Genomic DNA, 23,653 nt, shown 5'->3' on the forward strand with positions numbered 1-23,653 from the left:
GAGACAAATGAAGAAACTTATTACTATTGCCGCTATGACGCTTTCCATGCATGTATTTGCTGACTCAATTCGTACTGCTGATGGAATCTCCTGTTCTTTCGATGCTGATGATTCTCCATGGAGTATGGAGACCTATGCTGAAATGGGAAATGACGATTACGATAATCAGTATGAAAGAGGACACAACAATAGCGCAAGAGATAATAATAAGTTTGGTGTGAAGCTCGTGTATAAATTTGGCGGACCGGCGAGACTCCAGTGTAATGATCTTTATCAACTGGAGCTTCGAGATAAAGAAGCTCGTGTAAAGCAATTGGAAGCCAAACTCAAGATGTACGAAAAAGCTTCGAAACTGGCATGGAAATGATTTGTCAAACTAAAAAATAATTTATATTTCAACCAATTACCGCAAAACATTCCTCGCAAAAAAAACCTCCTGAAATGAACTATGGCTTGGCAATATTGTCAGACCCTGTAACCAGAGTGTTATGCAAAAACAAAGCCCCAGCCCTTACTATTTCGATCATTAAGGGATCACACCGGGAGAAGGAGTATGGAATTAACCATTAATCTCGAAAGCTATCAAAACTACACACTGATTATTCTGGATGGCGATCTTAATGCCAGTACCATCCAAATACTGGAGAATGCTGTAGAGAATGCAACCAGAATCGACACCAGCCATATTGTACTGGATTGCACGCTACTCAAAAGCATCAGTAGCGATGGGTTGCAATTACTCCTTCATTGTCAGGTACAGCTGGCAGGACATTTCTATCTCTCGCTTTATAACGTACCCAATAATGTTGCCTCACTGATGGAGTTATGCGGCATTACGTATTTCATCCAGATGAACACGCAGGAGCAGAATCAAAAAAAACAGTCAGCATCAGCCTGATCCATAAAGGCGGCACTAAAAAACAGTACCGCCTTTTTCCGCTTCTCAGGCAATGTCTTCTTTGCCAGCTTCAGCAGACTGGTATCGATCTTCCCCGGCACGATGGGGTAGCAGCAAATTCAGAATGACTGCTGTCAGTGCGCAAAGACTGACGCCCTTCAGTGAAAATTCACCCAGTGAAATGCCCATATTACCGATACCAAATACCAGCACGATAGAGACAATCACCAGGTTGCGGGGCTGTCCCAGGTCAACCCTTGCCTTAATAAGAGTGTTAAGGCCAACAACGGCAATGGAGCCAAATAGCAGCATCATAATACCGCCCATCACCGGCACCGGAATGGTTGACAGGAATCCACCAATTTTGCCGATAAACGCCACACCAATGGCAATGACTGCGGCCCAGGTCATAATAGCGGGATTGTAGGCTTTGGTGAGCATCACCGCTCCCGTGACTTCTGAATAGGTGGTATTGGGCGGCCCACCCAACATACCCGCAGCCGTCGTCGCCAGGCCATCACCGAGCAGTGTATTTTTCAGCCCCGGCTTTTCCAGATACTTTTTCCCGGTCACCGAACTGATCGCCAGCATATCACCAATGTGCTCAATGGCAGGGGCAATGGCCACCGGAATCATATAAAGCACCGCATTCCAATTAAGTTCCGGGGTGGTGAAATTCGGAATAGCAAACCAGGGGCGGTCAAACAAAGGCTGAAAGTCCACAACACCCATGATCACTGCGGCAATATAGCCTGCACCAATACCACAGATGATGGGAATCAGTCGCAGAATCCCACCGGCCATGGTTGCCACCAGCAGGGTGGCCAGCAGCGAGATCGCAGCCAGGAACAGAGCCTGATCAGCAGAGATTAACCCTTCAACAGGCGATGTTGCCATCCCCACGGCAACCGGTGCCAGGCCAAGGCCGATCACCATAATCACCGGCCCGACCACCACGGGTGGAAACAGCCGGTAAAGTACGCCGGATCCACGCAACCTGACCAGGACACTCAATATGGCATAGAGCACACCGGCTGCCATGATGCCGCCCATGGTGGCCGCCAGGCCCCAGGATTGAATACTGAACGTCATCGGCGCAATAAAGGCAAAAGAAGATGCCAGAAAGACAGGCACCTGCCGACGGGTGATCAGCTGGAAAATCAGAGTACCGATACCTGCGGTAAAGAACGCTACATTGGCATCCAACCCGGTCAGCAACGGCACCAGAACCAGGGCACCAAAGGCAACAAACAGCATCTGTCCGCCCATCAGTGCCTGCCGCCAGAGCGACATCTCTGATTGCAGGGTTTCCCCCGACTGTGCTGAATGACTCATTGTTGGTTATCCTTATTCGTTACTTATCGTGTACCAAAAATCTTGTCACCGGCATCACCCAGGCCCGGAATGATATAACCGTTGTCATTAAGCCCCTGATCAACAGATGCGGTAAAAAGCTTCACGTCAGGATGCGCTGAGCAGATCTTTTCAATACCTTCCGGCGCAGCCACCAGCACCAGGCAGCGGATCTCTTTGCAACCTGCCTTCTTCAGCATATCGATAGTCGCCAACATGGAACCACCGGTAGCCAGCATTGGATCCAGGATCAGGGCAATACGCTCATCGATATTACTGACCAGTTTTTCAAAGTAAGGCACCGGTTCCAGGGTTTCTTCGTCGCGGTACAGGCCCACCACACTGACCTTGGCATTGGGGATCATATCCAGAACGCCATCCATCATACCAATGCCGGCACGCAGAATCGGTACAATGGTAATTTTCTTACCCTTGATTTGCTGAACGGTCACCGGACCATTCCAGCCTTCAATCACCGTATCTTCCAGCTCCAGGTCTTTGGTTGCTTCGTAGGTCAGAAGGCTGCCAACCTCACTGGCCAGGGTACGGAAGCCCTTGGTACTGATATCATGGGATCGCATCAGTCCCAGCTTGTGTTGTACCAGCGGATGCCTGATTTCCTGTACGCTCATGCATGACCTCAACTGTCTGAATTGGAGGTGGATGGGTAATGAAGTAAAAAATGAATGGCTGAGATAGAAAACGTTTCTGAGTAAGCACTCATTGAGAGAATGATCGTGCAAAAGCTTTCAACGCCTAAACCTTCTTATTCTCCCACAGGATGTCCGCACTGCCCATAGGTTTTTACAACCGCAACAATCATGTAGTTTTCTCTTGCCCATTGACGACAACAACGGTATTTTTTCCTGCTTTGCTTTTCGTGAAAACTGTTTCCAGCTCTCCACAGGAGAGTAAAAATGGTTTTTTAATCAAAAATGGACTGCCGCTCGCCAGGGTGTCCGACACCTGTACTGCATGAGTTGACTCACTGGCGTGACCGGCCGCCAATCAAACGATCAGGGTTTGCACAACATGTCTGTTGATCTCGACCATATCCGGCAAGTGATGGATGAAGCCGACTGTCTCTATAACGAGCAGCAGATTGAAGATGCCATCGCCACCATGGGACGCAACATTACCCACCAGCTGGCGGATAGCAACCCGCTGGTATTCTGCGTAATGAATGGAGGGCTGGTGATTACCGGCAAACTGCTGACTCACATGCAGTTCCCCCTGGAAGCCTCCTACGTTCATGCAACCCGTTACCGGGACCAGTTGACCGGTGGCGGCCTGGAGTGGAAAGTTCGCCCAACCCAGAACATCAAAAATCGTACCGTCCTGATCATCGACGATATTCTGGATGAAGGGCATACTCTCGACGCAATTATCGATTTTTGTAAGGAAGAAGGTGCTGCCAGCGTTCTGACTGCGGTTCTGGTGGATAAAAAGCATGACCGTAAAGCCCGTCCGGGCCTGAAGGCTGACTTTACCGGCCTGGAAATCGAAGATCGCTATATTTTTGGCTACGGCCTGGACTATCAGGGTTACTGGCGTAATGCCAATGGCATTTATGCCCTGAAAGGTCACTGAAATCCTGCGATTTCTTAGAAAAAAAGCCTCCGGTCCGGAGGCTTTTTGATTTGGGTTAACCCATTTCGCCAGTGTTATGCTTCAGGATTATTTTCCTGGTCAATTTGTGGTTGGACAATTTGTGATTGGGCAGTGTCTTTCTTTTTAAATCCAGAGCCACTGAGAATTTTGGCTACCGCTTTTTGTTCATTCTTGACCTCTCGATCAAATTCTTTGCTTATCTTCAAAGCGACATCATCAAAATCCTTTTGGATTTTCTTACGATGTTTATCCAATGCTTTCAGCTCTTTATTTTTATCAGCATTCAGTTTTTGTAAATCTTCCATAGCCAGCATGTGATTGGCTTCAACTTCTTTCAGTTTTCCTTCTGCTTCTTCAATTTCAATCCGTTTAGCGTCAATTTCCTTAAGAAGACTATGTCTTTCTTCATTAAATGCTTTAAGTTGATCTTCATTTACGTTTATAATTTTGACTGCATCCCCAGTCAGATTAGCCTCAGCATTGCTAGCGGACGCTAACGCATCTTCGACAATTTCTAACCTGGTCTGTTTTTCGGGAATCAAATCCTGGGATTCACCAATTTTTTCTTGATATTCTTTTATTTTTTCACCAAGATCATCAATCTCAGTGATTTTGGCCTCAATTTGGGGATCTATTTTTTCAAGATATTTATCTTGAATTTCGGTCACTAATTTTAAGATTGTTTGAGCCTGCTCCTCCTTTTGCTGAGTGGCCAACACAGCTTTGGATTCCGCAGCTCTCTCACTAATAAGATCCTTATGTTCTTTTTTTAAATTTTTTGCTTGCTTAGACAAAAGTGACTTTAATTCATTACGCTCACCTTCAATTTCGTAAACTCTATTTATATTACTGGTAAAGTCCTTATAAGCTTTACTATTCATGAAAATGTCCTTAAGTTTATTCACATCACTTTTGCGTACTCTCTCTGATTTACTATTCAAGACTACCAACTGAGGGTCCCCGCCCTCAGTGACCGGCGGTAAAACAATCACTGACCCTTTACGTAAGGAGGTCAAATCCCCGTCAACAATAGCCAATATAGTTTTGTACTTTTCACTGAATTCATCATTCTGCATTTTTAACGTATTAATATCCTTTTTCTTCTGACCAAGCGTCTCCAAACCTGTATTAAATTTCTTAATTTCTTCTGCCAGTATCTGCTTTTTGTCATCACTGCCAGTAGCTTTTAGAGCCTTTTCAGCCTGAGGATCAGAAATTTTTCCCCAGCTTTGTTTTTTCACCATCCTCTTGCCTTTGCCCATCACCAAATGCTTTAATCCTTTTACAGGGCGGCATTTACTGAACCACTGACGAAAATCTTTAAAGGCAATCTTTACAGGCCTGATGCTTTTAGGAAGTGTTTCATACTTGTCCGCAGAAATCTGGATACCGATAAATTCCTTTGGATCAATTTCCTGAATAGTGACCTCTTTTCCATTCAAAAATCCTTTTTCTGGGTTAACCATTTCTGCTTCTATAGCAAAAGGTAGTTTTTGAATTTGATCAACTCGGTTGTTACTTATAGCGGTCATCTTTATGACTCCTTCCTTTCCATGGTTTTAGAATGTTTTTTGGATAAAAGATTATTTTTTCCGAAGATTTTTACCTAATTGCTGTTTAAGCATATTCTGTTCAGCTTTAATTTCTCTCTTGTCAGCTTTCTCTTGTTGTTTCAGTTCTTTGCCTTTTTGCAAGCTTTCCACTTCTTTCATCTTAGTATCAAGCTCTGCTTTTTTCTCCTTCATCTCACCGGGTATTGCTTTCAACCTGGCACTACCAATTTCAATACTCTCTTGCGCTTCCTGAATTCTATTCACCGTACCACTGTATGCTTCCGGTATTCCCTCACGCTCTTGTGGGATCTTACTGAGCAGACTCAGTTCTTTTTTCAAGTTTGACAGAAGCTTCTTTTGCTCAGCAACGTATTCCTGTGCTTGTTGTTTCTCTGTTTTCAGTGCTCTGATTTCAGCCTGCAACTGGTCAACCTTATCATCCAGCTTGATACGCTGCTCAGTCAACGTATCCTGTAATTCAGACAGCTTGGTATTTCTACCCTTGCCCTGTTCCAGGGTATGCTGTTGCTCATTAAAATGTTTGAGAATTTCTTTACCATTTTCTTTTAATGAAGTTTTCAACTGCTTCTGCTCAGTTTTTAGCTGTTTTATGTCTGAATCAAGCTGTTCCATTCGATCAGACAAACCTGAACTTTCAACCTGTTTAATAACCATATCTACCAGAGCTTCCCGAGCATCAGGATCCGTTGATGCAATTATCACAGGATCAGCGCCTTCAATAGGAATTGGGAGAGTTATTTTCTTTTTGCTATGGATCGCGCCTTCAGGATTTTCACAAACCTTAATGGTATCTTTGTAGAGCTGCTTGAGCGTATCCAGTTCTGTTTGCTTATCAACCTCCTGTTTCTCAAGGCTCTCAAGTTTATCAATGCTGTCATTGTGTACTTGAGCTTCAAGCTTCAACTGGTCAGAGCCACCCTTTATTGATGTGTCTGGAATTTTTTCCCAGTTTTCATGTTTGACGGCTTTTTTGATACTATTGAATGAACTTTTTAATTTTTCGCTAACGCTTGTATTAAACTGCTTCAGTTTATTAAATACTTTTTCCCGAATGGATACCGTATCTTTTTCAGCGGCTATCTCAACTTTTCTCCGCTCAAGGGGTATCTTTTTGGGTCCGGATGCACCTGGTTCCTGGTCTGATAACTTAAGACCCGGTGTTGATAAAACCTTTACTGCCGTAATGGTAACCGTACCCTTAGGACCAAATGTAATGGTACATTCATTCCCTTCTTGAAGAAGACTTTTGATCGTGTCCAGTTGTTGTAAACTAAGCGAACCTGTATTAGATGCCCTTTCCATAATGGCCCTCAAACATTCCTTTGATCACTCAACCAATTGTAGCCGCGCAAGAAAACTTGAATAACAAAGCCAATATTGATTTCAGAAAACAGACAACCGGACGGTGATTCCCAGTAAAATAAACTCTTTGTCAAAATCATGTCGCCGGACAGACCGCTTTTCTGGCAATGGACTATCTGAGCCTGTCTAAATCCCGCTGCAAACATTTTCTTTTATTCTTTTTATGCTTAACGTAATCTCAAAATATCCTATTGGGGTTATATATCTTTGTTTTCGACTTAGTAGAATATCCACCTGCTTATCGATTTCGCCCAGACAAACCCTACCCATAAAACACTGGACAGTGAGTCAGCCATGAAGAAAGACAAACAGAAAGTCATTGGAGAGGAATTAAGTGATGAGCGCCTGAAAGCGCTACTGACACTGCAGCCAGCCGTTGGCAGCAGTCGAGACTATCACATTCTGTCAAGAGCCTACCGCTACCTGCGAGCGGATGATTTTGCCCGTTTTATCCCATTCTATCTGGAAGCCGGCCTGAATCTGGATGCCCGGGACAGCGAAGGAAAAACACTGGCTGAAACCATCACACAACATCACCATGGTGAACCGTATCTCAAGGCTCTTACTGACACGGCCAGGCATTAAACATCAGAGGCCGCCCGATACAACGGGCAGCCTCTGATGCCTGTTATCCCTCAACAGGCCTGGCGTCCTGCGAGGAATGAAATGACGTGATCATCGCAAAAATACCGCCCAGAATACCCGGTAACAGCCAGACCAGGCCCTCTGTCTGCAGAGGCAAATGCGTAAGCACTGCGTAGGCTGGCTTAATGAAAGTCAGGCCAGCGGCATGCAGACCTTCCACAAGACTGATCAGACCCACTGGAATAAGCACAAACGTCATTACCCGCTCAGGTTTCGCCAGAAACGGTTTCAACAGTGTCACCACAATCAAAGCAATCGCTACAGGATAGATAATCAGCAACGCTGGAATGGTAACCTGCAATAATGTATTCAATCCAACATTGGCAATCAATGCGCTGGCCAGGGCGCAGAGAATCACCCAGGTGCGATAATTATACGCCGGAAATACCCGGGAAAAATATTCACCACAGGCACTGAGCAAACCAATCGCAGTGGTCAAACAGGCCAGAATAACAGTGATAGCCAGTACCACCTTCCCCCAGGAACCAAACACCGCGTCGACGAACAGGCTGATAATTTCTGCGCCATTTTGCACAGAACCCACCAGCTGATGACTGGTAGCACCAATGTAACCCAATACCAGGTACACCAGTGACAAACCAACAGAAGCGATCAAGCCTGCAATAAAGGTATAGCGCGCAACCTGCCGTGTATCCGTAACCCCTTTATTTTGAATGGCATTAATGATGACCACGCCAAACACCAGCGCCCCCAGAGTATCCATGGTCTGGTAACCCTCGCGGAAACCATTAAAGAAGCCCTGACTGATCATGGACTCGGTGGCAGCGCCAGCTTCTCCCTGGGGAAAAAGCAAAGCACCAACGGCAATAATCACCAGAACACCCATCAGTAGCGGAGTGATCACTTTACCCACCGTCCCAACCAACCTGCCCGGAAACAGTGCCAGATACAGCGCAACCGCAAAAAACGTTATGGAAAACAGCGCCAGCGAAACTGCACCGGACTCACCAATAAACGGCAGAAGACCCAGCTCATAAGAAACAACGGCGGTCCTGGGCGCGGCAAACAAAGGACCAATAGCCAGAAACAGAACAACAGCAAAGGTTATGGCGATTTTTTCCGGAAAAATGGTGGTCAGCTTTTCCAGACCACCACCGACACGAGCACAGGCAAGCACACCCAGCAGCGGCAGGCCTACTCCAGTGAGCAGGAAGCCCAGCATCGCAATCATCAGCTCAGTGCCCGCCATATGACCCAGAAACGGAGGAAAGATAATATTTCCTGCGCCCAGAAAGAGCGCAAATGTCATCAGGCCTGTGGCCATGATATCTGTGGCTTTTAACGTCTGCGACAAAACCTGTCCCCTGTACCCATTCTTCCCGGAAAACGGCCGGTCAGCCATACCAGAATGGCACCCCCTGTGGCCAGAAAGAATGTATTGTTAGAAGTGAGCATGGAGAGGCGAAATAAAGGCCTCCTCAGAGGCCTCTTTATTTCACACATGAGTCTTTGACTATATGAGTGTTTTCACCTAAAAATAGCAAAAAAGCAGGATTTATTGCGATTCAATCAATAATAAAGGAGTATTCCCTCAAAAAGCACTAATCGTGGTTAGTAAACACTATTAACGCTATACGCAGTATCCAATCACAGCAGCGGACTTAATAGCTGCAGCGTATTTTCCAGCAGTTTTCGTCGAAAGGGTCTTTTGGACCAACGGTTGATATCCACCTCACTCGCCTGATTCATATACGACTGGAGCACATGAAATATCTGCTGGCCAAAGCCATCATCATAGACAATCAGCGTCACTTCATAATTCAGCCAGACACTGCGCATATCCAGGTTTACGGTACCAAACAGCGCCGTTTCACGGTCCACCAGAACACACTTGGTGTGCAACAACCCCCCTCTGAACTGCTGAATAGTCACGCCAGCCTGCAACAACTCCTGATAATAGGAGCGACTGGCATGGTGAACCATTTTCGAGTCATTTTTCTCTGGCACCAGCAACTGGACATCAACACCACGCATCGCTGCCGACTTCAAGGCCGTCAGCAAAGACTCATCGGGCACAAAATACGGTGTACTGATCAAAAGTTCCTGACGACTTTCATAAATAGCCGTCAGCAGAACCTGCTGCAGCATTTCCCGGTCCACATCAGGTCCGGACGGCAGAACGTGTACAAATGCACCGTCCCGACCACGATGCTCAGCCGAAGGGTATTCATACTGCCTGTTGAACGAGGGATGCCCCTGCCCGGTTTCCAGTGCTTTATCCCACTGCACAATGGCTCCGAGCACATGGGCAGCAACACCATCAATCCTGACCATGGCATCCACCCACTGTCCGACCTGAGCATCCTGCTTAAACAGGGAGGGATCTACCAGGTTAAAACTGCCGGTCCAGGCCACCTGATCATCAACCACCAGAATCTTCCGATGGTTACGAATATCCATACGCTCCACCAGCATGCGCAGAGGGCCAGCTGACATGGATGCGGTAACACTGATCCCTTCAAGGCGAAAACGACGCGCCCATACTCCATTCAAAAAACCCCGACTGCCGACATTATCCAGCACAACCAGACAATCAACCCCTCGCCTGGAAGCGCGGATAACCGCTTCCGCCACCTCTTCAGCCCGACCGACCGGCTCCCATATATAGAACTCAATCAAGAGACTTTGCCGGGCATTTTCTATATCACGCAGCAGGTATTCGATAATGTTTTCAAAATCTGAAAAGAGCTGCAAATGGTTGCCTGGCAGCAAAGGAACACTCATGCTTTTTTCTGCCAATGAGAAAATGCCATGATGGCTGGTCACCGGACAGCGGGATGGCTCACCACCTGAGATAATCCGGGCCAGGTGCTGATACCACTGGGCATAATCCGGATAAAGTGTGCGCATGCGTTTTAAACGGCCAATGCCCAGGCGGGGAGAACCCAATAACAGATACAGCACAAACCCTGCCACCGGCAACGCGAACAGCAACACCAGCCAGGCCAGGGAAACCCCCACAGGCCTTCTGGTCATAATCACTACAACCGCAAAAGCAATAATGGCACTTAAATAGGCAGCGCCAAACAGCCAGCTATACCAGGTTGTTTCCATGTACTAAAGTTCCGAAATTAAACCAGCTGAATGACCCAACTGACCGGCTGATCTGGCTAGAAGTACTCTGTTGAGGAGTTCGCCATTGCTCCGGCTGTAAACCAGCCGCCAAGACTATTGTCTTTCTAACCAGTCACCGGGAATAACGGGGGTTGCAAACTCAGCTGGCATTACCCACAAAGCTGCCCGGTAGCAGGCAACCTTGACAGGTAAAAAGGGACAATGGTTTCAAACAAGATGCCTTTCACTGGAGCAAATGTCCATAATTACCCCAAAGAAGTTTGGCCGTCATAGCCAGAGACACGCAGACAATCATGGGACGGATCAATGCCTCACCGCGGCTAAGTACCACATATGAGCCAAGTCTGGCACCAATAACCTGGCCCACTATCATGACCAGACCAATTGCCCAGACCGCATGCCCACCAATAATGAAAAACAGTAAAGAGGCCAGATTACTGGTGCAATTCAAAACTTTGGTATGAGCGGTGGCACTGGTGATGGAATACCCCAGCAAGCCTGCAAACGCCATGGTAAAAAACGAACCGGTACCCGGGCCAAAGAAGCCATCATAAAAACCGATCAGCAACGCCACGGTAAACGCAAACACCGGCAGAGAGATCAACTGCCGTGACCGGTCACAGCTCAGTCGCGGAGAAAACAGAAAGTAAAGGACGATACCAATCAGAAGGAAGGGAATGGCCTGTTCCAACACCCCGGCATCAATCCTCTGCACCAGCAGCGTCCCCATCATGCTGCCAATAAAGGTCATCACTATTGGCAGACGTATCTCCCGCAGGTTAACCGCACCTTTGGAAATAAAGTAAACACTGGCGGACAGCGTACCAGCGGCTCCCTGAAGCTTATTGGTTGCCAGCGCCTGAACCGGTGAAAGCCCGGCAGCCAGAAGCGCGGGCATCGAGATCAACCCCCCACCACCCGCAATGGAATCAACAAATCCAGCCACCGAGGCAACAGCAAAAAGGAAAAGCACAAGATCCAGAGTAATGGTTGCGTCCAAGGTCAATCCTTGCAGATAAAGGTTGATAATTTATGGAAGCGTAATAATAGAACGTCCAGCAAAAAATATTCAGATAAAGTTCACCCCGCAGCAAACGGAATCTACTTACTTTCCAATTTCCGGGTTATTGAAAACCCGTAAAGAAATATTCGTACCAATAGCAAAAACCGCTGATTATCTCCCCAGATAATCAGCGGTTGGTAATCTCGCTTGAGCTCATAACACCTGGCCTGCTAATACGCTCTCCGTCATTGAACCCTGTAAGCTCCTCTGACCAGCACTCCTGATTGGGAATACTTTTTCATCTCAGGCTTGTGGCCGGGATGGCTGAATGTCACTTTTGGCAACATTCTTTATTACGGGATAATTATAGAAAAAACGGTGTGGCAAAAGATTGCGAATTGATGGATAAAACCCAAAAACGGCGCAATAATATTCCAAATAACTGACAATTATTAAAAGAAAACACCATGAAACTCGATCGCTACGATATCCGGATACTTCAAGCGCTGCAAAAGAATGCCCATATCAGCAATCAGGATCTGGCTGACCTGATTGGACTGACGCCATCCCCATGCCTGCGCAGGGTCAGGCAGCTGGAGGAGTCAGGATTAATAACCGCCAGGGTAACACTGCTCAACCCACAGAAGCTGGGACTAAGCCTTACCGTTCTGATTCATATCAGTATGGATAGACACACCCCGGAGCGATTTGAACACTTTGAAGAAACCATCAACAGTTATGAAGAAGTGATTGAATGCCTGTTGATTACCGGGCAATCGGCAGACTATATGGTCAAGGTGATGGTACCTGATATGAATTACTATCAGGATTTTCTGCTAAACAAGATCACAAAAATTACTGGTGTCACTGGTGTACATTCCAGCTTTGTACTCCGCCAGCCTGTTCATAAGACCGCTTTACCCCTGAACCATCTTTAGGAGCCTGATTAAAAAACAGACACACAAAAAAACCTTCCTGATTTCTCAGAAAGGTTTTGTATGGCTGGGGTGGAGGGATTCGAACCCCCGCATGTCAGGATCAAAACCTGATGCCTTACCGCTTGGCGACACCCCAATAGATTATGCAGGACGCTTATCCGAATTAGTGGTAGCTAGGGGCAGATTCGAACTGCCGACCCCAGCATTATGAGTGCTGTGCTCTAACCAACTGAGCTACCTAGCCACTGAATCGGGTCGCTATTGTCGTGATTCAGAATGATCATGTCAAGAAGCATGCCAGTCTTTATCTCTACAACTGTCACAACGACTGTTACAACAACTGCCACAACAACAGGATAAATGGCTGGGGTGGAGGGATTCGAACCCCCGCATGTCAGGATCAAAACCTGATGCCTTACCGCTTGGCGACACCCCAACAAATAAGCGAATTGCTATCTCTTCGCTCACAAAGGCCTCTCGATGCTACTATACGAAAACTCGTTTTAGCAACCATCATAAATCTTGCAGAAAAGATCAGATGGTAGCTAGGGGCAGATTCGAACTGCCGACCCCAGCATTATGAGTGCTGTGCTCTAACCAACTGAGCTACCTAGCCGCCGAAAGATGGTGCGCACTTTAGTGATTTCACCTGAGCCTGTCAAGCAAAAAGCCTATAAGCAAAGCAGATTCATAACACGACGACAGGCAAATACCCGATGCACTGACACAACCAAAAAAGGCACGCTTTCGCGTGCCTTCTTCCGTCGTTTTTATTCAGCCAGGTTCAAACATTAAACAGGAAGTGCATAACATCACCATCCTGAACAATATACGCTTTACCTTCTACACGCAGACGGCCAGCTTCTTTGGTACCCTGCTCACCATTGTATTTAATGAAATCATCATAGCCGGTGACTTCCGCACGAATAAAACCACGCTCAAAGTCAGTATGAATAACACCGGCAGCCTGCGGCGCAGTGGCACCCACCTTCACCGTCCAGGCCCTGACCTCTTTCACCCCTGCGGTAAAGTAGGTTTGCAGGCCAAGCAGTTCATAACCGGCACGGATGACACGATCCAGGCCGGGCTCTTCCATGCCAAGATCCGCAAGAAACTCTGCTCGCTCGTCATCATCCAGTTCGGCGATTTCCGATTCCAGCTTGTTGCAGATTGGCACCACCACGGCCCCTTCCTGGGCAGCGATTTCCCGAACGGTGTCCAGGTATTCGTTATCCTCAAAACCATCCTCATCCACATTGGCAATATACATGGTGGGTTTGATAGTCAGCAGGTGGAATAAACGAACAAGCTTCCGCTCATCATCACTCATATCCAGAGAGCGAACCGGATTACCAGCTTCCAGATGCGGAATGATTTTTTCCAGCAACCCCTTCTGGGCTACGGAATCCTTATCACCACCTTTGGCAGAACGGGCAACACGCTGCAGCTGTTTTTCGCAGCTTTCCAGATCCGCCAGCACCAGTTCCATATTGATGATTTCAATATCCGCACGGGGATCAATCTTGTTGGCCACATGAATAACATTGTCATTGGCAAAGCAGCGAACCACATGGGCAATTGCATCCGTCTCACGGATATTCGCCAGAAACTTGTTACCCAGGCCTTCCCCTTTGGAAGCGCCTTCAACAAGACCCGCGATGTCCACGAACTCCATGGTGGTCGGCAACACTCGCTGAGGTTTAACGATTGCCGCCAGCTTATCCAGACGGGGGTCTGGCATGGCAACAACACCGGCATTGGGCTCAATGGTGCAGAACGGGAAGTTTTCTGCATCAATACCCGCCTTGGTTAAGGCATTAAATAGCGTTGATTTACCAACGTTTGGCAATCCAACGATGCCACATTTGAAACCCATAGCGCTTCTGCTCGCTCCTGAAGATAGTTAATGGGGGCGAATTATAAAGACTGGGGGAAAAAATTTCAGAAATTTTATATTGGTAGATAAAAAAACGCCCGGAGCGATACTCTCCGGGCATTCAATCCAATCACATCAAAGAGGCATCAGCCAAACTTTGGCAGAGCCCCCATCAAATCAAGCCCCGCCAGCACCATGGCCGCAATGCCAAAGAGGAAGATCAGTGCCATTCTTACGGTCCCGCCCGACACCTGATAGCCACCCTCACCCCGCTGACGACCAACCCAGGCCATCACGACCGGAGAGAGAATACAGAACACAACCAGCACCAGCCCGGCAAAGCCAATGGCAGTAATAAAACCATTGGGCAGGAATACCCCCAACAGGGTTGGCGGAATAAACGTGATGGCGGCTGTTTTTAACCGGCCCACAAAGCTGCTGTCAAAGCCGAACAGGTCTGCGATGTAATCAAACAGACACAGGGCAACACCCAGGAATGAGCTGGCCACCGCCATATTGGCAAACCACTGCAACACATTCGATACATTTGCATTCAGACCAGACCCGGAAAGTGCGCCCAGCATATCGCCAATATTACCTCCGGCAGCAATAATGGCAGGGAACGCCTCACGGGGCAGATTGCCAAAGAAACTGAACTGCCACAGGGCATAAAACGCCAGAGCCAGCAGCGAGCCGGTCAAAAGGGCAAACCTTATCTGCTTGCCATCCTTATTGAGATAGCGGGTGATACTGGGCACAGCAGTCTGCATACCGAAACTGACGGTCAGAAAGCCCAACGCTCCGAAAGAGAACGGAGACACCTCGGCAAACGACAGGCCCGGCATCAGATAGTCAGAGGACGCATTGCCCAGTAAGCCACTGATACTCCACAGAAAGGTAATCACCATTCCGCCAATCAGCACCGTACTGACCCGGTCAACGGCACGGGTTCCGGTCATTACGATAGCGGAAAGCACCAGGGCAAAAACAAAGCTGGCCATCGGTGGAGAAAGAGAAACACCATCCACTGCTTCCAGGGAAAAAGTAATAATGGAACTGCCGCCCGAGATGTAAGCATAAGTCAGGATGTAACAGAGAAAGGCAACAGATGCACCGTTAACAATACGACCAAAAGAACCAATGGAGCCCTCGGCAATAGAATCAAAACTTGCCCCCAAAGGAAAGCGCAGATTGGCTTCCAGCAGGTAGAGTGATGCGCTGTACATGCAATACCAGGTAAAGACCATCAGCAGCATTGAGTAACCAAACCAGAGACCACTGGTGGCTACTGGCAGTGAAAACATCCCGGCACCAATCGCGGTTCCGGCAACGATCACCGTTCCCCCAAGAACCGAACCCTGCTTCCCGGCGGAGTCCGCAGAACTTTCCGTTATAACTGCTTCAGACATTCATATTCCTACTGCTTTGGGTCTATTTGCTTATCCAGCTCAGGGCTGTTTCCGGCTCAGGGCTGTTTTTTAATAAGACACTAACTATTTAAATCTGTTCAATCATGGCTATCTCAGTAGCAGACAGCGTTTTCAGATAATTTGAACCACGGGTTACTTTGGTGATACTCACCCCGATCCGCGCAGCTATCTCCCGTTGAGACTCTTTTCCCGAAATCAGAGCCCGCATAATGGCCAGTCTTGAGCCAATCGCTTCCCGTTCTTCACGAGTCAGTAACACCTCCATAATCTCATGGAGCGCTTCCACATCCTGCTGACTCTTCAGCAGTTTGATTACCTGAAACCAGGACTCAGTCTTCATGCCTTGTTCAATTTATCTCAGCCGCCTGTACTGATGTAACAGTACAAAAGTACACTCATTACCGATATTGCGGAAAACACTAAAAATCACAATCAAAATAATCAGAAATTCAGGCACCGGCCAATCAAGCTTATGGTCGTTCACAAAAAATAGAATTATTCGCACAAAAAAATGTCCAAGCGCTCAACATTAAAACGAACTACCCAAAAGCGCTTGTGACCACCCCATGGAGGCAAGCGGTTTCAACTGTAACAAGGTGTATTACCTGAATAACCAAGGCGACAATCCTGTGAACCAATTGATCAAAACCGTTATGTTTAAACTGATACTTGCACTGGCAGCCTTGCCACTCACAGCCATCGCAGCAGAAAGCACTCAACCAATGGCAACCGGTGACCCTGCCGATTCATATCTCACTGCCACCGGCTATACCCTTGAAAAGCATTCCAACGCGGCACCAGTCATTACCGCTCACTTTGACCACTGCAAGGGCAACCCCCTTGCCAGGGAAAAAAGAATCGCAAAAGGTATTCTCATTGGCAATGATCGAGTGCTTGCCCCGGCGGATTACTTTATCGACCCATGCTCCCTTCCCATTGTTTTACCTGAAAGCGCTCCTCAACTTTCAAATAACTATTATTGCCACGACCAGCGAATCAAAAAAATCTCCCACCTTTCTCTTATTACACCGAGCCGCACAGAAACCGAAACCGAAACCGATGAAACCTGGCAACCGGCCAGAGCGGCCACACCAAAAATCACCAGAGTGTTAAATGAATTACATTTTGACGGAACTTCGACGGTCGACGCCCTTCTATGCCACAGGGTCGAAAATGGCACTATCAACGTGGTACCAGCGGTGGCCGTTCTTTCGCTAAGCAAACGTGGCGTTGGTGCAATACCAACAGAAATAGCAACGGCTCAGCTATACGATAGAAGTGACAACACCGGGAGCGAGCTTCCTGCAACCTCCAGCTCTTTACTCCTTCGAAACCATATGCACTTTCTAAATAGTGAAACAACTGCCAGACCAGAATCGCAAGAAATCACTCAGCTTATAGAAGCCACCAGGCAATTACAGCTTGCCGAAGAGAGCAAGGGCAACACCCGTTTTGATGCTCAACCAGTCGCACTGATAACTTCCAACGATGACCGGCATTATCTGACTGCACTGATTAATAACTGGGAAATAATCGAGGAATTTCCATACCTATACGATCTCCCCGATTATGCCCAAAGGCACCCCTATATCAGCAAACTCTGGAAAGGCACCAGCCCAGTAACAGGCACCATTGGCCATACTGTAGGCATGCAAAGCATTCCCGGCCTGACGGGTGCCGCAGGAGGCATTCTGGCTACCGTAGAAATCGCAAGTACGGCCATGCTTTTTTATATTATTGCCAGCTACCTCTCATCATCCCCTCACATCTATACCATTATGAAAGCCGGGCTGGGCATCATTCTGGCCTCTGGATTTTATCGCTGGGCAACCTCGGAATATTAATTAACAACATGCAGAACAACAAAAACAACTACATTTGATGAACTGTACCCTTAATCTTGTGGATCGCTAAATGCCAGACAGATGTATTACCGTGGGAATAATTTGTGGCGGCCCTTCCCCTGAAGCCAGTGTTTCAAGACTCTCTGCGGGTCGCATCAGCCCGCCTCTGGAGAAAAACTATCAGAAAGTAGTCACTCTTGAGCTGGACAAGATGCTGCCTGCCAACCTGGCCCTCCACCAGGTCGATGTGGTTTTTCCCGTCGCCCACGGGCCCATGGGAGAGGATGGCTGCCTGCAAGGGCTTCTTGAGATTATGGGCGTCCCTTACGTTGGCTCAACGGTCCTGGGTAGTGCCTGCGCTCTGGACAAAGTCGCTACCAAGCGCATTCTACAGGCTGCGGGCATCCCCATGGCAAAAGACTGTATCGTTTCCCGTGGAGACCCGTTAAACCGGTCCGTCAGTCAATGCATTGAAGCCCTCGGGGAGAAGGTGATTATCAAGCCCTTTGCCCAGGGGTCCGGTATCGGCATTCAATTTGCCCGGGGCGAGCAAGAGCTGGAAGAACGACTTGGAAGCGGCTTTGAGAAAGATGAGCAACTATTGGTGGAGACATTTATTCATGGCAGAGAAGTCACCGCCGGGGTACTTGAGCTGGATACCCCGCAGGTGCTGCCAACCACAGAAATCATCACGCCTGATAATGCCTGGTATGACTATACCCATCGCTACACACCGGGCCTGAGTGAACATATTATTCCCGCCCGTATTACGGATTATCAGAGAAAAAGAGTTCAGGAGATCGCTCTGCAGGCACACCAACTGCTTCGCTGCCGGGATATCAGCCGCTCCGATTTTATGGTTCCCGAAAGCGGAGAGCCGATCTTTGCTGAAATCAATAATCTTCCCGGAATGACGCCCACCAGCCTGTTTCCCGATGGAGCAAGGCATGCCGGAATAGAGTTTGAGGAACTGATCTGCCGATTGATCGACAACGCCATGCTGAGAAAGGAGAAACCGTTTAATGGCAAGGATTACTGGCCAATTCCCGAGTTGAATGTTTCAAGTCAGTAAACAGGCAATGGGGAAAAGTCTCAGGCAGAGAACGTATGCAACTCCTGCACCGCTTTGGATCGTTTGCCATTCAAAGCTTCAGGTGTGACCCGGATCGATTCATCAATAACCGCATCAATCTTTTGCCGCTCTGCAACCGATGGTTTGGTCAACACATAGTTCACCACATCTTTACTGCTGCCGGGATGGCCGATGCCAAGACGAAGCCTTAAAAACTCACGACTGTTGCCAAGAGAAGAGATAATATCCCTGAGACCGTTATGACCACCATGGCCACCACCCTGCTTCAAGCGGCCAACGCCAGCGGGCAGATCCAGTTCGTCGTGAACCACAAGGATAGATTCAGGAGGGATTTTGAAGAAAGTCGCCATGGCAGCAACAGCCTGACCACTTCGATTCATAAAGGTTGTCGGATTGAGCAGGCGAACTTCCTGTCCGCCTATCAGCACCCTGGCAGTCATACCAAAAAACTTCTTTTCTGGCTGCAAAATAGCACCGTGGCTTCTTGCTAACTGCTCAACGTACCAGAAGCCGGCATTATGGCGGGTATCTTCGTACTGTGCCCCGGGATTTCCCAGACCCACAACCAGTCGAATCGACTCATTTGAGGGTAAAAGATCCGAAGATTTTGCCATAACGCCTCCTTGTGCTTACTCTTCGCCAGCTTCTTCAGCAGACGCTTCTTCGTCAGAACCACCGCGAGTAGCCTGAACACTGGCAATATCCAGATCCTGACCGTGAGCGATAACTTCAACGCCCGCTGGAATGGTCAGATCGCTCAGGTGAACGTGGCCGCCCACTTCAACCTTGGCCATGTCAACTTCGATGAACTCTGGCAGGTCACCTGGCAGACACTTGATTTCCAGATCCACACGATTGTGTACGATCGCACCACCAGCCTTCACACCGACACACTCTTCTTCATTGATGAAGTGCAGAGGAGCGTTGGTAGTGATCTCATGGTCCGCATCAACACGCAGGAAGTCCATGTGCATGGCGAACTCTTTAGCCGGATGACGTTGCAGGTCCTTCAGGATAGCCTGTTGCCTGGTGCCATCGACCGTCAGGGTCAGAACCTGAGAATAGAAAGCTTCAACTTCCAGAACCTTACGGATGGCTTTACCTTCCAGAGTGATCTGTACAGGCTCAGCTTCACCACCGTAGATGATACCAGGCACCAGGTCAGCACGACGGAGGCGGCGGCTCGCACCTTTCCCGATATCCTTACGCGCTGTTGCGTTTAAAACGATTGCTTCAGACATGATGATCTCCAATAGACCTGCCGCCACCTTGCGACCAGGCAGCGTCAGGCTGTTCAAACAGAACCCCACAAAGGGATTCAAAGGTGCGATATCATACCGGCATGGCGTAAAAAAGCAAAATATGTTTCCCGCACCAGACTGGGTATTTACTGAAAAACATGATGCACTGCAGCGCAATCAGACAGCTGTGGGCAGGGACTGTTCAGATCAAAAAACTGTTTTTTTAAAGAGTTTATGGAACTTAACAGCCCCACACTCTCTCTAAATCTAATTGGTAGCCCAGTTATCCAAAATTTCAGGAGAGCCCCGAAGAATGCTGTCCATGACTGTCATCAATATCCCAAGGTCCATCTGAATTTAAGAAGGAGCAAAAAAAACCATGCCCAACAGTATCAGTACTTGCCCTTGCGGAAGTAGTCCGAATTTTGTTACCACATATATGTCAGAAACAGACCAGGCTGAAACATTTTTATTAAAATCCTTTGGTTCACACTTGGTTTCTCACTTTAAAGGACCCAAAGAATTTGAGATATTCAAGACTCTCGTTTCGGAAAACATCGAAAAAATCAAAGAAAACAGACATAAGGCAAAGCAAGATGAATCACCAAAATCACTCCTGAGGAGCATTTCAATTCTTCAACGTACCTGTGAATCAATTAAATCTCAAGATTATAAAACTTTCTTCGATATGCTCTTAAATATAAGCAATGTCAATAGAGAAGAGTTAGATACGCATGCTTACAAGGTACATGAGACAATGGAGCAGGCTGGAATTTTTCTGAGTCAAAAAAAAGCATCCTTACAAATTGATGCCAGCTGGGCATGCTCAATTCAGTAACATAACATCCAAACCCTGCCTACCAACAATACCTCCAGAAATTTCAGTTGATACACTGTTGTTCAGCGGTTGGAAATACAATTTCCAACCACCATTTGCCATCCCAACGAGTATCACTGAAACATCGCACTGATCGATTCAGCATTACTGATACGACGAACAGACTCAGCCAGCAGAGTAGACATATCCAGCTGACGGATCTTATCCAGAGCCTGGGCTGCCGGGCTCAGAGGAATGGTGTTGGTCACCACCAGCTCATCCAGCTGGGAGTTGGCGACATTTTCCAGGGCACGGCCAGAGAGGATCGGGTGAGTACAGTAGGCATAAACGGCTTTTGCCCCCTTCTCTTTCAGGGCCGCAGCAGCCTGACACAGGGTACCGGCAGTATCCACCATATCGTCAACAAGAATACAGGTGCGCCCGGACACATCACCGATGATGTTCATGACTTCACTCTTGTTGGCCTCCGGGCGGCGCTTATCGATAATAGCCAGGTCAGAGTTCAATCGCTTGGCCACGGCACGGGCACGAACGACACCACCATGGTCTGGTGAAACCACCATCACATCACTGTAATTACGACGCTCAATATCGTCCAGAAGAATGGGTGAACCGTAGACGTTATCCACAGGGATATCGAAGAAGCCCTGAATCTGGTCCGCATGCAGGTCAACCGTTAACACACGATCCACACCCACACCGGCAATCATATCCGCCACCACTTTGGCACTGATCGGTACACGGCTGGAACGGGGGCGACGATCCTGGCGGGCATAACCAAAATAAGGCAGAACTGCCGTTACACGAACCGCCGAAGAGCGACGCATGGCATCCGCCATTACCAGCAGCTCCATCAGGTTATCATTGGTCGGCGCACAGGTTGACTGGATGATGAATACATCCCGGCCACGGACATTTTCCTGGATTTCTACGGCGCACTCGCCATCACTGAAACGGCCAACGTAAGCCTTACCAAGTGGGATATGCAGGTGATTGACAACTTTGTGAACCAAATCCGGATTTGAGCTGCCGGCAAACACCATCATTTTCGACACGGGAAATTACCTTGCTTGGGTACTGGGCGTAGGTGGAAAAATCGAGTAACGAGAGAGGGTTCAGGCAGGGCACTGCCTGAAAAATCAGCATCAATAGATGACAGGAAACGAAAGTCGGTGTGACGCAGAACACGGACAGAATACTGGCTGGGGTGGAGGGATTCGAACCCCCGCATGTCAGGATCAAAACCTGATGCCTTACCGCTTGGCGACACCCCAGTAAATCTCTTTATCAATCCGCGCACAATCCAGGCCGATTTATCGTAGTTAACACCAAAACAGTCTTGAGCGATAAACAAACAGATTACGCAGTAAGCGTGAAACCTGCCTGCTGCAAAGCTGTATGCAGGGGCGAACGATTAATGCCGCGCGCCACGAAGCTGTGTAGCTTTGATGTATCCTCTGCAATCTCAGGACGAGCGACGCTGTGAGTCAGTTCAGCCTGTGCCGTTAACGCCTGTTCACGACTGGCAAACCGGGCAAATACTGATGCCCCGGAACCACTCATCATGGCCCGCCCGATGCTTGAATCTGCGAGATTATCCAACAGAGAGAGCGTTTTATCAACCTCGGGATACAGTGAGCGAACCAGAGGTTCGAAATCGTTTCGCCGCTGTTGCCTATGATGCTGCTCCTGATAGTTACACGGAGCCTGATCAAGGGCCGCACCCTCTCGTTCAAGGACGTCGCGCACTGTAATCGGCAATGAATCTCTTGTCAATTCACTGTGGCCATACATCGCAGCGGTATTCACCTGTGCATTGGGAACCAGAACCAGAAACCATGCTTCCTGAAGCTCGATTGGAGTGAGAACTTCGCCCACCCCTTCGGCAAAAGCGCTGTGCCCGCGCACAAACACCGGAACATCGGCCCCCAGTTTTAAACCAAGTGCCGCGAGCTGATCAATCGAAAGGCCCAGCCCCCACAAGGCATTAAGTCCTAACAGAGTGGTCGCGGCATTGGAACTACCACCACCAAGCCCTCCCCCCATGGGCAGCTGTTTATCAAGATGAATCTTTGCACCAGGACGACAACCGGTCTCCTGTTGCAGAAGACGGGCGGCCTTAACAATCAGATTGTCCTCATGCTCCACTCCTTCAAGATCAGTAACCAGCTCAATACCCGAATCACTGCTGGTGATCGTCAGCTGATCACCAAAATCAAGAAACTGAAAAAGCGTTTGCAGATTATGATAGCCATCAGATCTGCGACCAGTGACATGCAGAAACAGGTTCAATTTTGCCGGGGCTGGTAATACCAATTCTGTCAGCATCAGGAAGACTCCAAAAAAACACCCAACATAATGGCTCAAAACACCCAATAAAGCATTACGACAGAAACACCTGAAAAAATCGTCGGATTTTGAACCTGGCACCGGAAAACATTGTCAGACCACTGAGAATTCGTGACCCAAAAAGTCATTCTGGACCACCCACCTGATAAACCACTCAAACGAGGATTATGTTTATGGGGTTTGAAATTCAAATGACAGAGTACGGTGATAAAACATTAGTGCATTGTAGCTATGAAGCATTACACATGTTTCATGCTGCAAATCCGGGTGAAGGCATCAATGTTATCTATGGCATGACTGGAGGCCGGGCAGTGTATATATTGCAGGACATTTACAACTACATGGTTGCTAACCGGGCTGCATTGGAAGCTCTGCACCTGGCACCAGCCAATGGCTTTGGAAGCTACCATGATAACGTTCACAGAGTATTAAACAAACTGATAACCATTTCTAAAAATTACCCGGAAGGCACCTGGAAAATAACAACATGACCCGGTAGTTA

24 protein-coding genes and 5 tRNA genes are annotated in these 23,653 nt (G+C 48.0%); 9 read left to right on the forward strand and 20 right to left on the reverse strand.

Annotation, left to right across the window (positions count from 1 at the left end):
* Positions 1-7: 7 nt before the first annotated feature.
* Both J7439_RS01240 and J7439_RS01245 read left to right on the forward strand, forming a co-directional pair.
* Positions 8-367 carry a hypothetical protein gene (locus tag J7439_RS01240; RefSeq protein ID WP_209199876.1) on the forward strand — a complete coding sequence of 120 codons (360 nt, stop codon included), beginning with the start codon at positions 8-10 and terminating at the stop codon, positions 365-367.
* A 186-nt stretch (positions 368-553) separates the two neighbouring features.
* Positions 554-898 (forward strand): STAS domain-containing protein, encoded by a 345-nt coding sequence (locus J7439_RS01245; RefSeq protein WP_209199877.1) that lies wholly within the window; start codon positions 554-556, stop codon positions 896-898.
* A gap of 45 nt (positions 899-943) precedes the next feature.
* On the opposite strand, the gene J7439_RS01250 is transcribed toward J7439_RS01245, so the two are convergent.
* The 3 genes from J7439_RS01250 to J7439_RS01260 form a co-directional block, all read right to left on the reverse strand.
* Positions 944-2,233 (reverse strand): uracil-xanthine permease family protein, encoded by a 1,290-nt coding sequence (locus J7439_RS01250; RefSeq protein ID WP_209199878.1) that lies wholly within the window; start codon positions 2,231-2,233, stop codon positions 944-946.
* Between the two features lie 23 nt (positions 2,234-2,256).
* Positions 2,257-2,883, reverse strand: coding sequence for a uracil phosphoribosyltransferase (upp, locus tag J7439_RS01255; RefSeq protein WP_209199879.1), 627 nt, complete (start codon positions 2,881-2,883; stop codon positions 2,257-2,259).
* Between the two features lie 187 nt (positions 2,884-3,070).
* Positions 3,071-3,259 (reverse strand): hypothetical protein, encoded by a 189-nt coding sequence (locus J7439_RS01260; protein WP_209199880.1) that lies wholly within the window; start codon positions 3,257-3,259, stop codon positions 3,071-3,073.
* A gap of 24 nt (positions 3,260-3,283) precedes the next feature.
* On the opposite strand from J7439_RS01260, the gene J7439_RS01265 reads away from it, so the two are divergent.
* Positions 3,284-3,841: a hypoxanthine-guanine phosphoribosyltransferase gene (locus tag J7439_RS01265; RefSeq protein WP_209199881.1), complete on the forward strand. Its 558-nt coding sequence runs from the start codon at positions 3,284-3,286 to the stop codon at positions 3,839-3,841.
* A gap of 74 nt (positions 3,842-3,915) precedes the next feature.
* On the opposite strand, the gene J7439_RS01270 is transcribed toward J7439_RS01265, so the two are convergent.
* Both J7439_RS01270 and J7439_RS01275 read right to left on the reverse strand, forming a co-directional pair.
* Positions 3,916-5,394 (reverse strand): hypothetical protein, encoded by a 1,479-nt coding sequence (locus J7439_RS01270; RefSeq protein WP_209199882.1) that lies wholly within the window; start codon positions 5,392-5,394, stop codon positions 3,916-3,918.
* A gap of 51 nt (positions 5,395-5,445) precedes the next feature.
* On the reverse strand, positions 5,446-6,738 hold the full coding sequence (locus tag J7439_RS01275) for a coiled-coil domain-containing protein (protein ID WP_209199883.1): 1,293 nt from the start codon (positions 6,736-6,738) through the stop codon (positions 5,446-5,448).
* Between the two features lie 354 nt (positions 6,739-7,092).
* Between J7439_RS01275 and J7439_RS01280 the strand changes: the two genes are divergently transcribed.
* Entirely contained in the window at positions 7,093-7,383 is a 291-nt protein-coding gene (locus J7439_RS01280; protein WP_209199884.1) for a PA4642 family protein, read from the forward strand.
* Positions 7,384-7,426: 43 nt separating this feature from the next.
* On the opposite strand, the gene brnQ is transcribed toward J7439_RS01280, so the two are convergent.
* The 3 genes from brnQ to J7439_RS01295 all read right to left on the reverse strand — a co-directional run bounded on the left by brnQ (position 7,427) and on the right by J7439_RS01295 (position 11,539).
* Positions 7,427-8,758 (reverse strand): branched-chain amino acid transport system II carrier protein, encoded by a 1,332-nt coding sequence (gene brnQ, locus J7439_RS01285; protein ID WP_209199885.1) that lies wholly within the window; start codon positions 8,756-8,758, stop codon positions 7,427-7,429.
* Between the two features lie 293 nt (positions 8,759-9,051).
* On the reverse strand, positions 9,052-10,518 hold the full coding sequence (gene cls / locus J7439_RS01290; protein WP_209199886.1) for a cardiolipin synthase: 1,467 nt from the start codon (positions 10,516-10,518) through the stop codon (positions 9,052-9,054).
* Between the two features lie 244 nt (positions 10,519-10,762).
* Positions 10,763-11,539 carry a TSUP family transporter gene (locus J7439_RS01295; protein WP_209199887.1) on the reverse strand — a complete coding sequence of 259 codons (777 nt, stop codon included), beginning with the start codon at positions 11,537-11,539 and terminating at the stop codon, positions 10,763-10,765.
* Between the two features lie 470 nt (positions 11,540-12,009).
* Between J7439_RS01295 and J7439_RS01300 the strand changes: the two genes are divergently transcribed.
* Positions 12,010-12,480 (forward strand): Lrp/AsnC family transcriptional regulator, encoded by a 471-nt coding sequence (locus tag J7439_RS01300; RefSeq protein WP_209199888.1) that lies wholly within the window; start codon positions 12,010-12,012, stop codon positions 12,478-12,480.
* A 61-nt stretch (positions 12,481-12,541) separates the two neighbouring features.
* Here the strand turns inward: J7439_RS01300 and J7439_RS01305 are convergent.
* The 7 genes from J7439_RS01305 to trpR all read right to left on the reverse strand — a co-directional run bounded on the left by J7439_RS01305 (position 12,542) and on the right by trpR (position 16,126).
* A tRNA-Gln gene (locus tag J7439_RS01305) sits at positions 12,542-12,616 on the reverse strand.
* Between the two features lie 31 nt (positions 12,617-12,647).
* Positions 12,648-12,724: transfer RNA gene (locus tag J7439_RS01310), tRNA-Met, on the reverse strand.
* A gap of 117 nt (positions 12,725-12,841) precedes the next feature.
* Positions 12,842-12,916, reverse strand: a tRNA-Gln gene (locus tag J7439_RS01315).
* A 103-nt stretch (positions 12,917-13,019) separates the two neighbouring features.
* Positions 13,020-13,096 (reverse strand) — tRNA-Met (locus J7439_RS01320).
* Between the two features lie 168 nt (positions 13,097-13,264).
* Positions 13,265-14,356 carry a redox-regulated ATPase YchF gene (gene ychF / locus J7439_RS01325; RefSeq protein ID WP_209199889.1) on the reverse strand — a complete coding sequence of 364 codons (1,092 nt, stop codon included), beginning with the start codon at positions 14,354-14,356 and terminating at the stop codon, positions 13,265-13,267.
* 146 nt (positions 14,357-14,502) lie between these two features.
* A complete protein-coding gene (locus J7439_RS01330) occupies positions 14,503-15,765 on the reverse strand; it encodes an aromatic amino acid transport family protein (RefSeq protein WP_209199890.1) in 1,263 nt (420 codons plus the stop codon).
* A gap of 88 nt (positions 15,766-15,853) precedes the next feature.
* Positions 15,854-16,126 (reverse strand): trp operon repressor, encoded by a 273-nt coding sequence (gene trpR, locus J7439_RS01335; protein WP_209199891.1) that lies wholly within the window; start codon positions 16,124-16,126, stop codon positions 15,854-15,856.
* Between the two features lie 226 nt (positions 16,127-16,352).
* Between trpR and J7439_RS01340 the strand changes: the two genes are divergently transcribed.
* Entirely contained in the window at positions 16,353-17,630 is a 1,278-nt protein-coding gene (locus J7439_RS01340; RefSeq protein ID WP_209199892.1) for a hypothetical protein, read from the forward strand.
* A gap of 70 nt (positions 17,631-17,700) precedes the next feature.
* Positions 17,701-18,702 carry a D-alanine--D-alanine ligase family protein gene (locus tag J7439_RS01345; RefSeq protein ID WP_209199893.1) on the forward strand — a complete coding sequence of 334 codons (1,002 nt, stop codon included), beginning with the start codon at positions 17,701-17,703 and terminating at the stop codon, positions 18,700-18,702.
* 20 nt (positions 18,703-18,722) lie between these two features.
* Here J7439_RS01345 and pth read toward each other — a convergent pair whose 3' ends face one another.
* Both pth and J7439_RS01355 read right to left on the reverse strand, forming a co-directional pair.
* The gene (pth, locus tag J7439_RS01350; RefSeq protein ID WP_209199894.1) at positions 18,723-19,337 is read right to left on the reverse strand and encodes an aminoacyl-tRNA hydrolase; all 615 of its coding nucleotides are present in this window, start codon (positions 19,335-19,337) and stop codon (positions 18,723-18,725) included.
* A 15-nt stretch (positions 19,338-19,352) separates the two neighbouring features.
* Positions 19,353-19,964 carry a 50S ribosomal protein L25/general stress protein Ctc gene (locus J7439_RS01355; protein ID WP_209200009.1) on the reverse strand — a complete coding sequence of 204 codons (612 nt, stop codon included), beginning with the start codon at positions 19,962-19,964 and terminating at the stop codon, positions 19,353-19,355.
* A 379-nt stretch (positions 19,965-20,343) separates the two neighbouring features.
* On the opposite strand from J7439_RS01355, the gene J7439_RS01360 reads away from it, so the two are divergent.
* Complete coding sequence (locus tag J7439_RS01360) at positions 20,344-20,802, forward strand: hypothetical protein (protein WP_209199895.1); 459 nt, start codon at positions 20,344-20,346, stop codon at positions 20,800-20,802.
* Positions 20,803-20,915: 113 nt separating this feature from the next.
* On the opposite strand, the gene J7439_RS01365 is transcribed toward J7439_RS01360, so the two are convergent.
* The 3 genes from J7439_RS01365 to ispE form a co-directional block, all read right to left on the reverse strand.
* On the reverse strand, positions 20,916-21,857 hold the full coding sequence (locus tag J7439_RS01365; RefSeq protein ID WP_101744808.1) for a ribose-phosphate pyrophosphokinase: 942 nt from the start codon (positions 21,855-21,857) through the stop codon (positions 20,916-20,918).
* A 144-nt stretch (positions 21,858-22,001) separates the two neighbouring features.
* Positions 22,002-22,076 (reverse strand) — tRNA-Gln (locus J7439_RS01370).
* 85 nt (positions 22,077-22,161) lie between these two features.
* Positions 22,162-23,130: a 4-(cytidine 5'-diphospho)-2-C-methyl-D-erythritol kinase gene (ispE, locus tag J7439_RS01375; protein WP_209199896.1), complete on the reverse strand. Its 969-nt coding sequence runs from the start codon at positions 23,128-23,130 to the stop codon at positions 22,162-22,164.
* A 194-nt stretch (positions 23,131-23,324) separates the two neighbouring features.
* On the opposite strand from ispE, the gene J7439_RS01380 reads away from it, so the two are divergent.
* Positions 23,325-23,642, forward strand: coding sequence for a hypothetical protein (locus tag J7439_RS01380; RefSeq protein WP_209199897.1), 318 nt, complete (start codon positions 23,325-23,327; stop codon positions 23,640-23,642).
* Positions 23,643-23,653: the final 11 nt, after the last annotated feature.

It is taken from the genome of Salinisphaera sp. G21_0, assembly GCF_017744115.1.
GTDB lineage: Bacteria > Pseudomonadota > Gammaproteobacteria > Pseudomonadales > Endozoicomonadaceae > Endozoicomonas.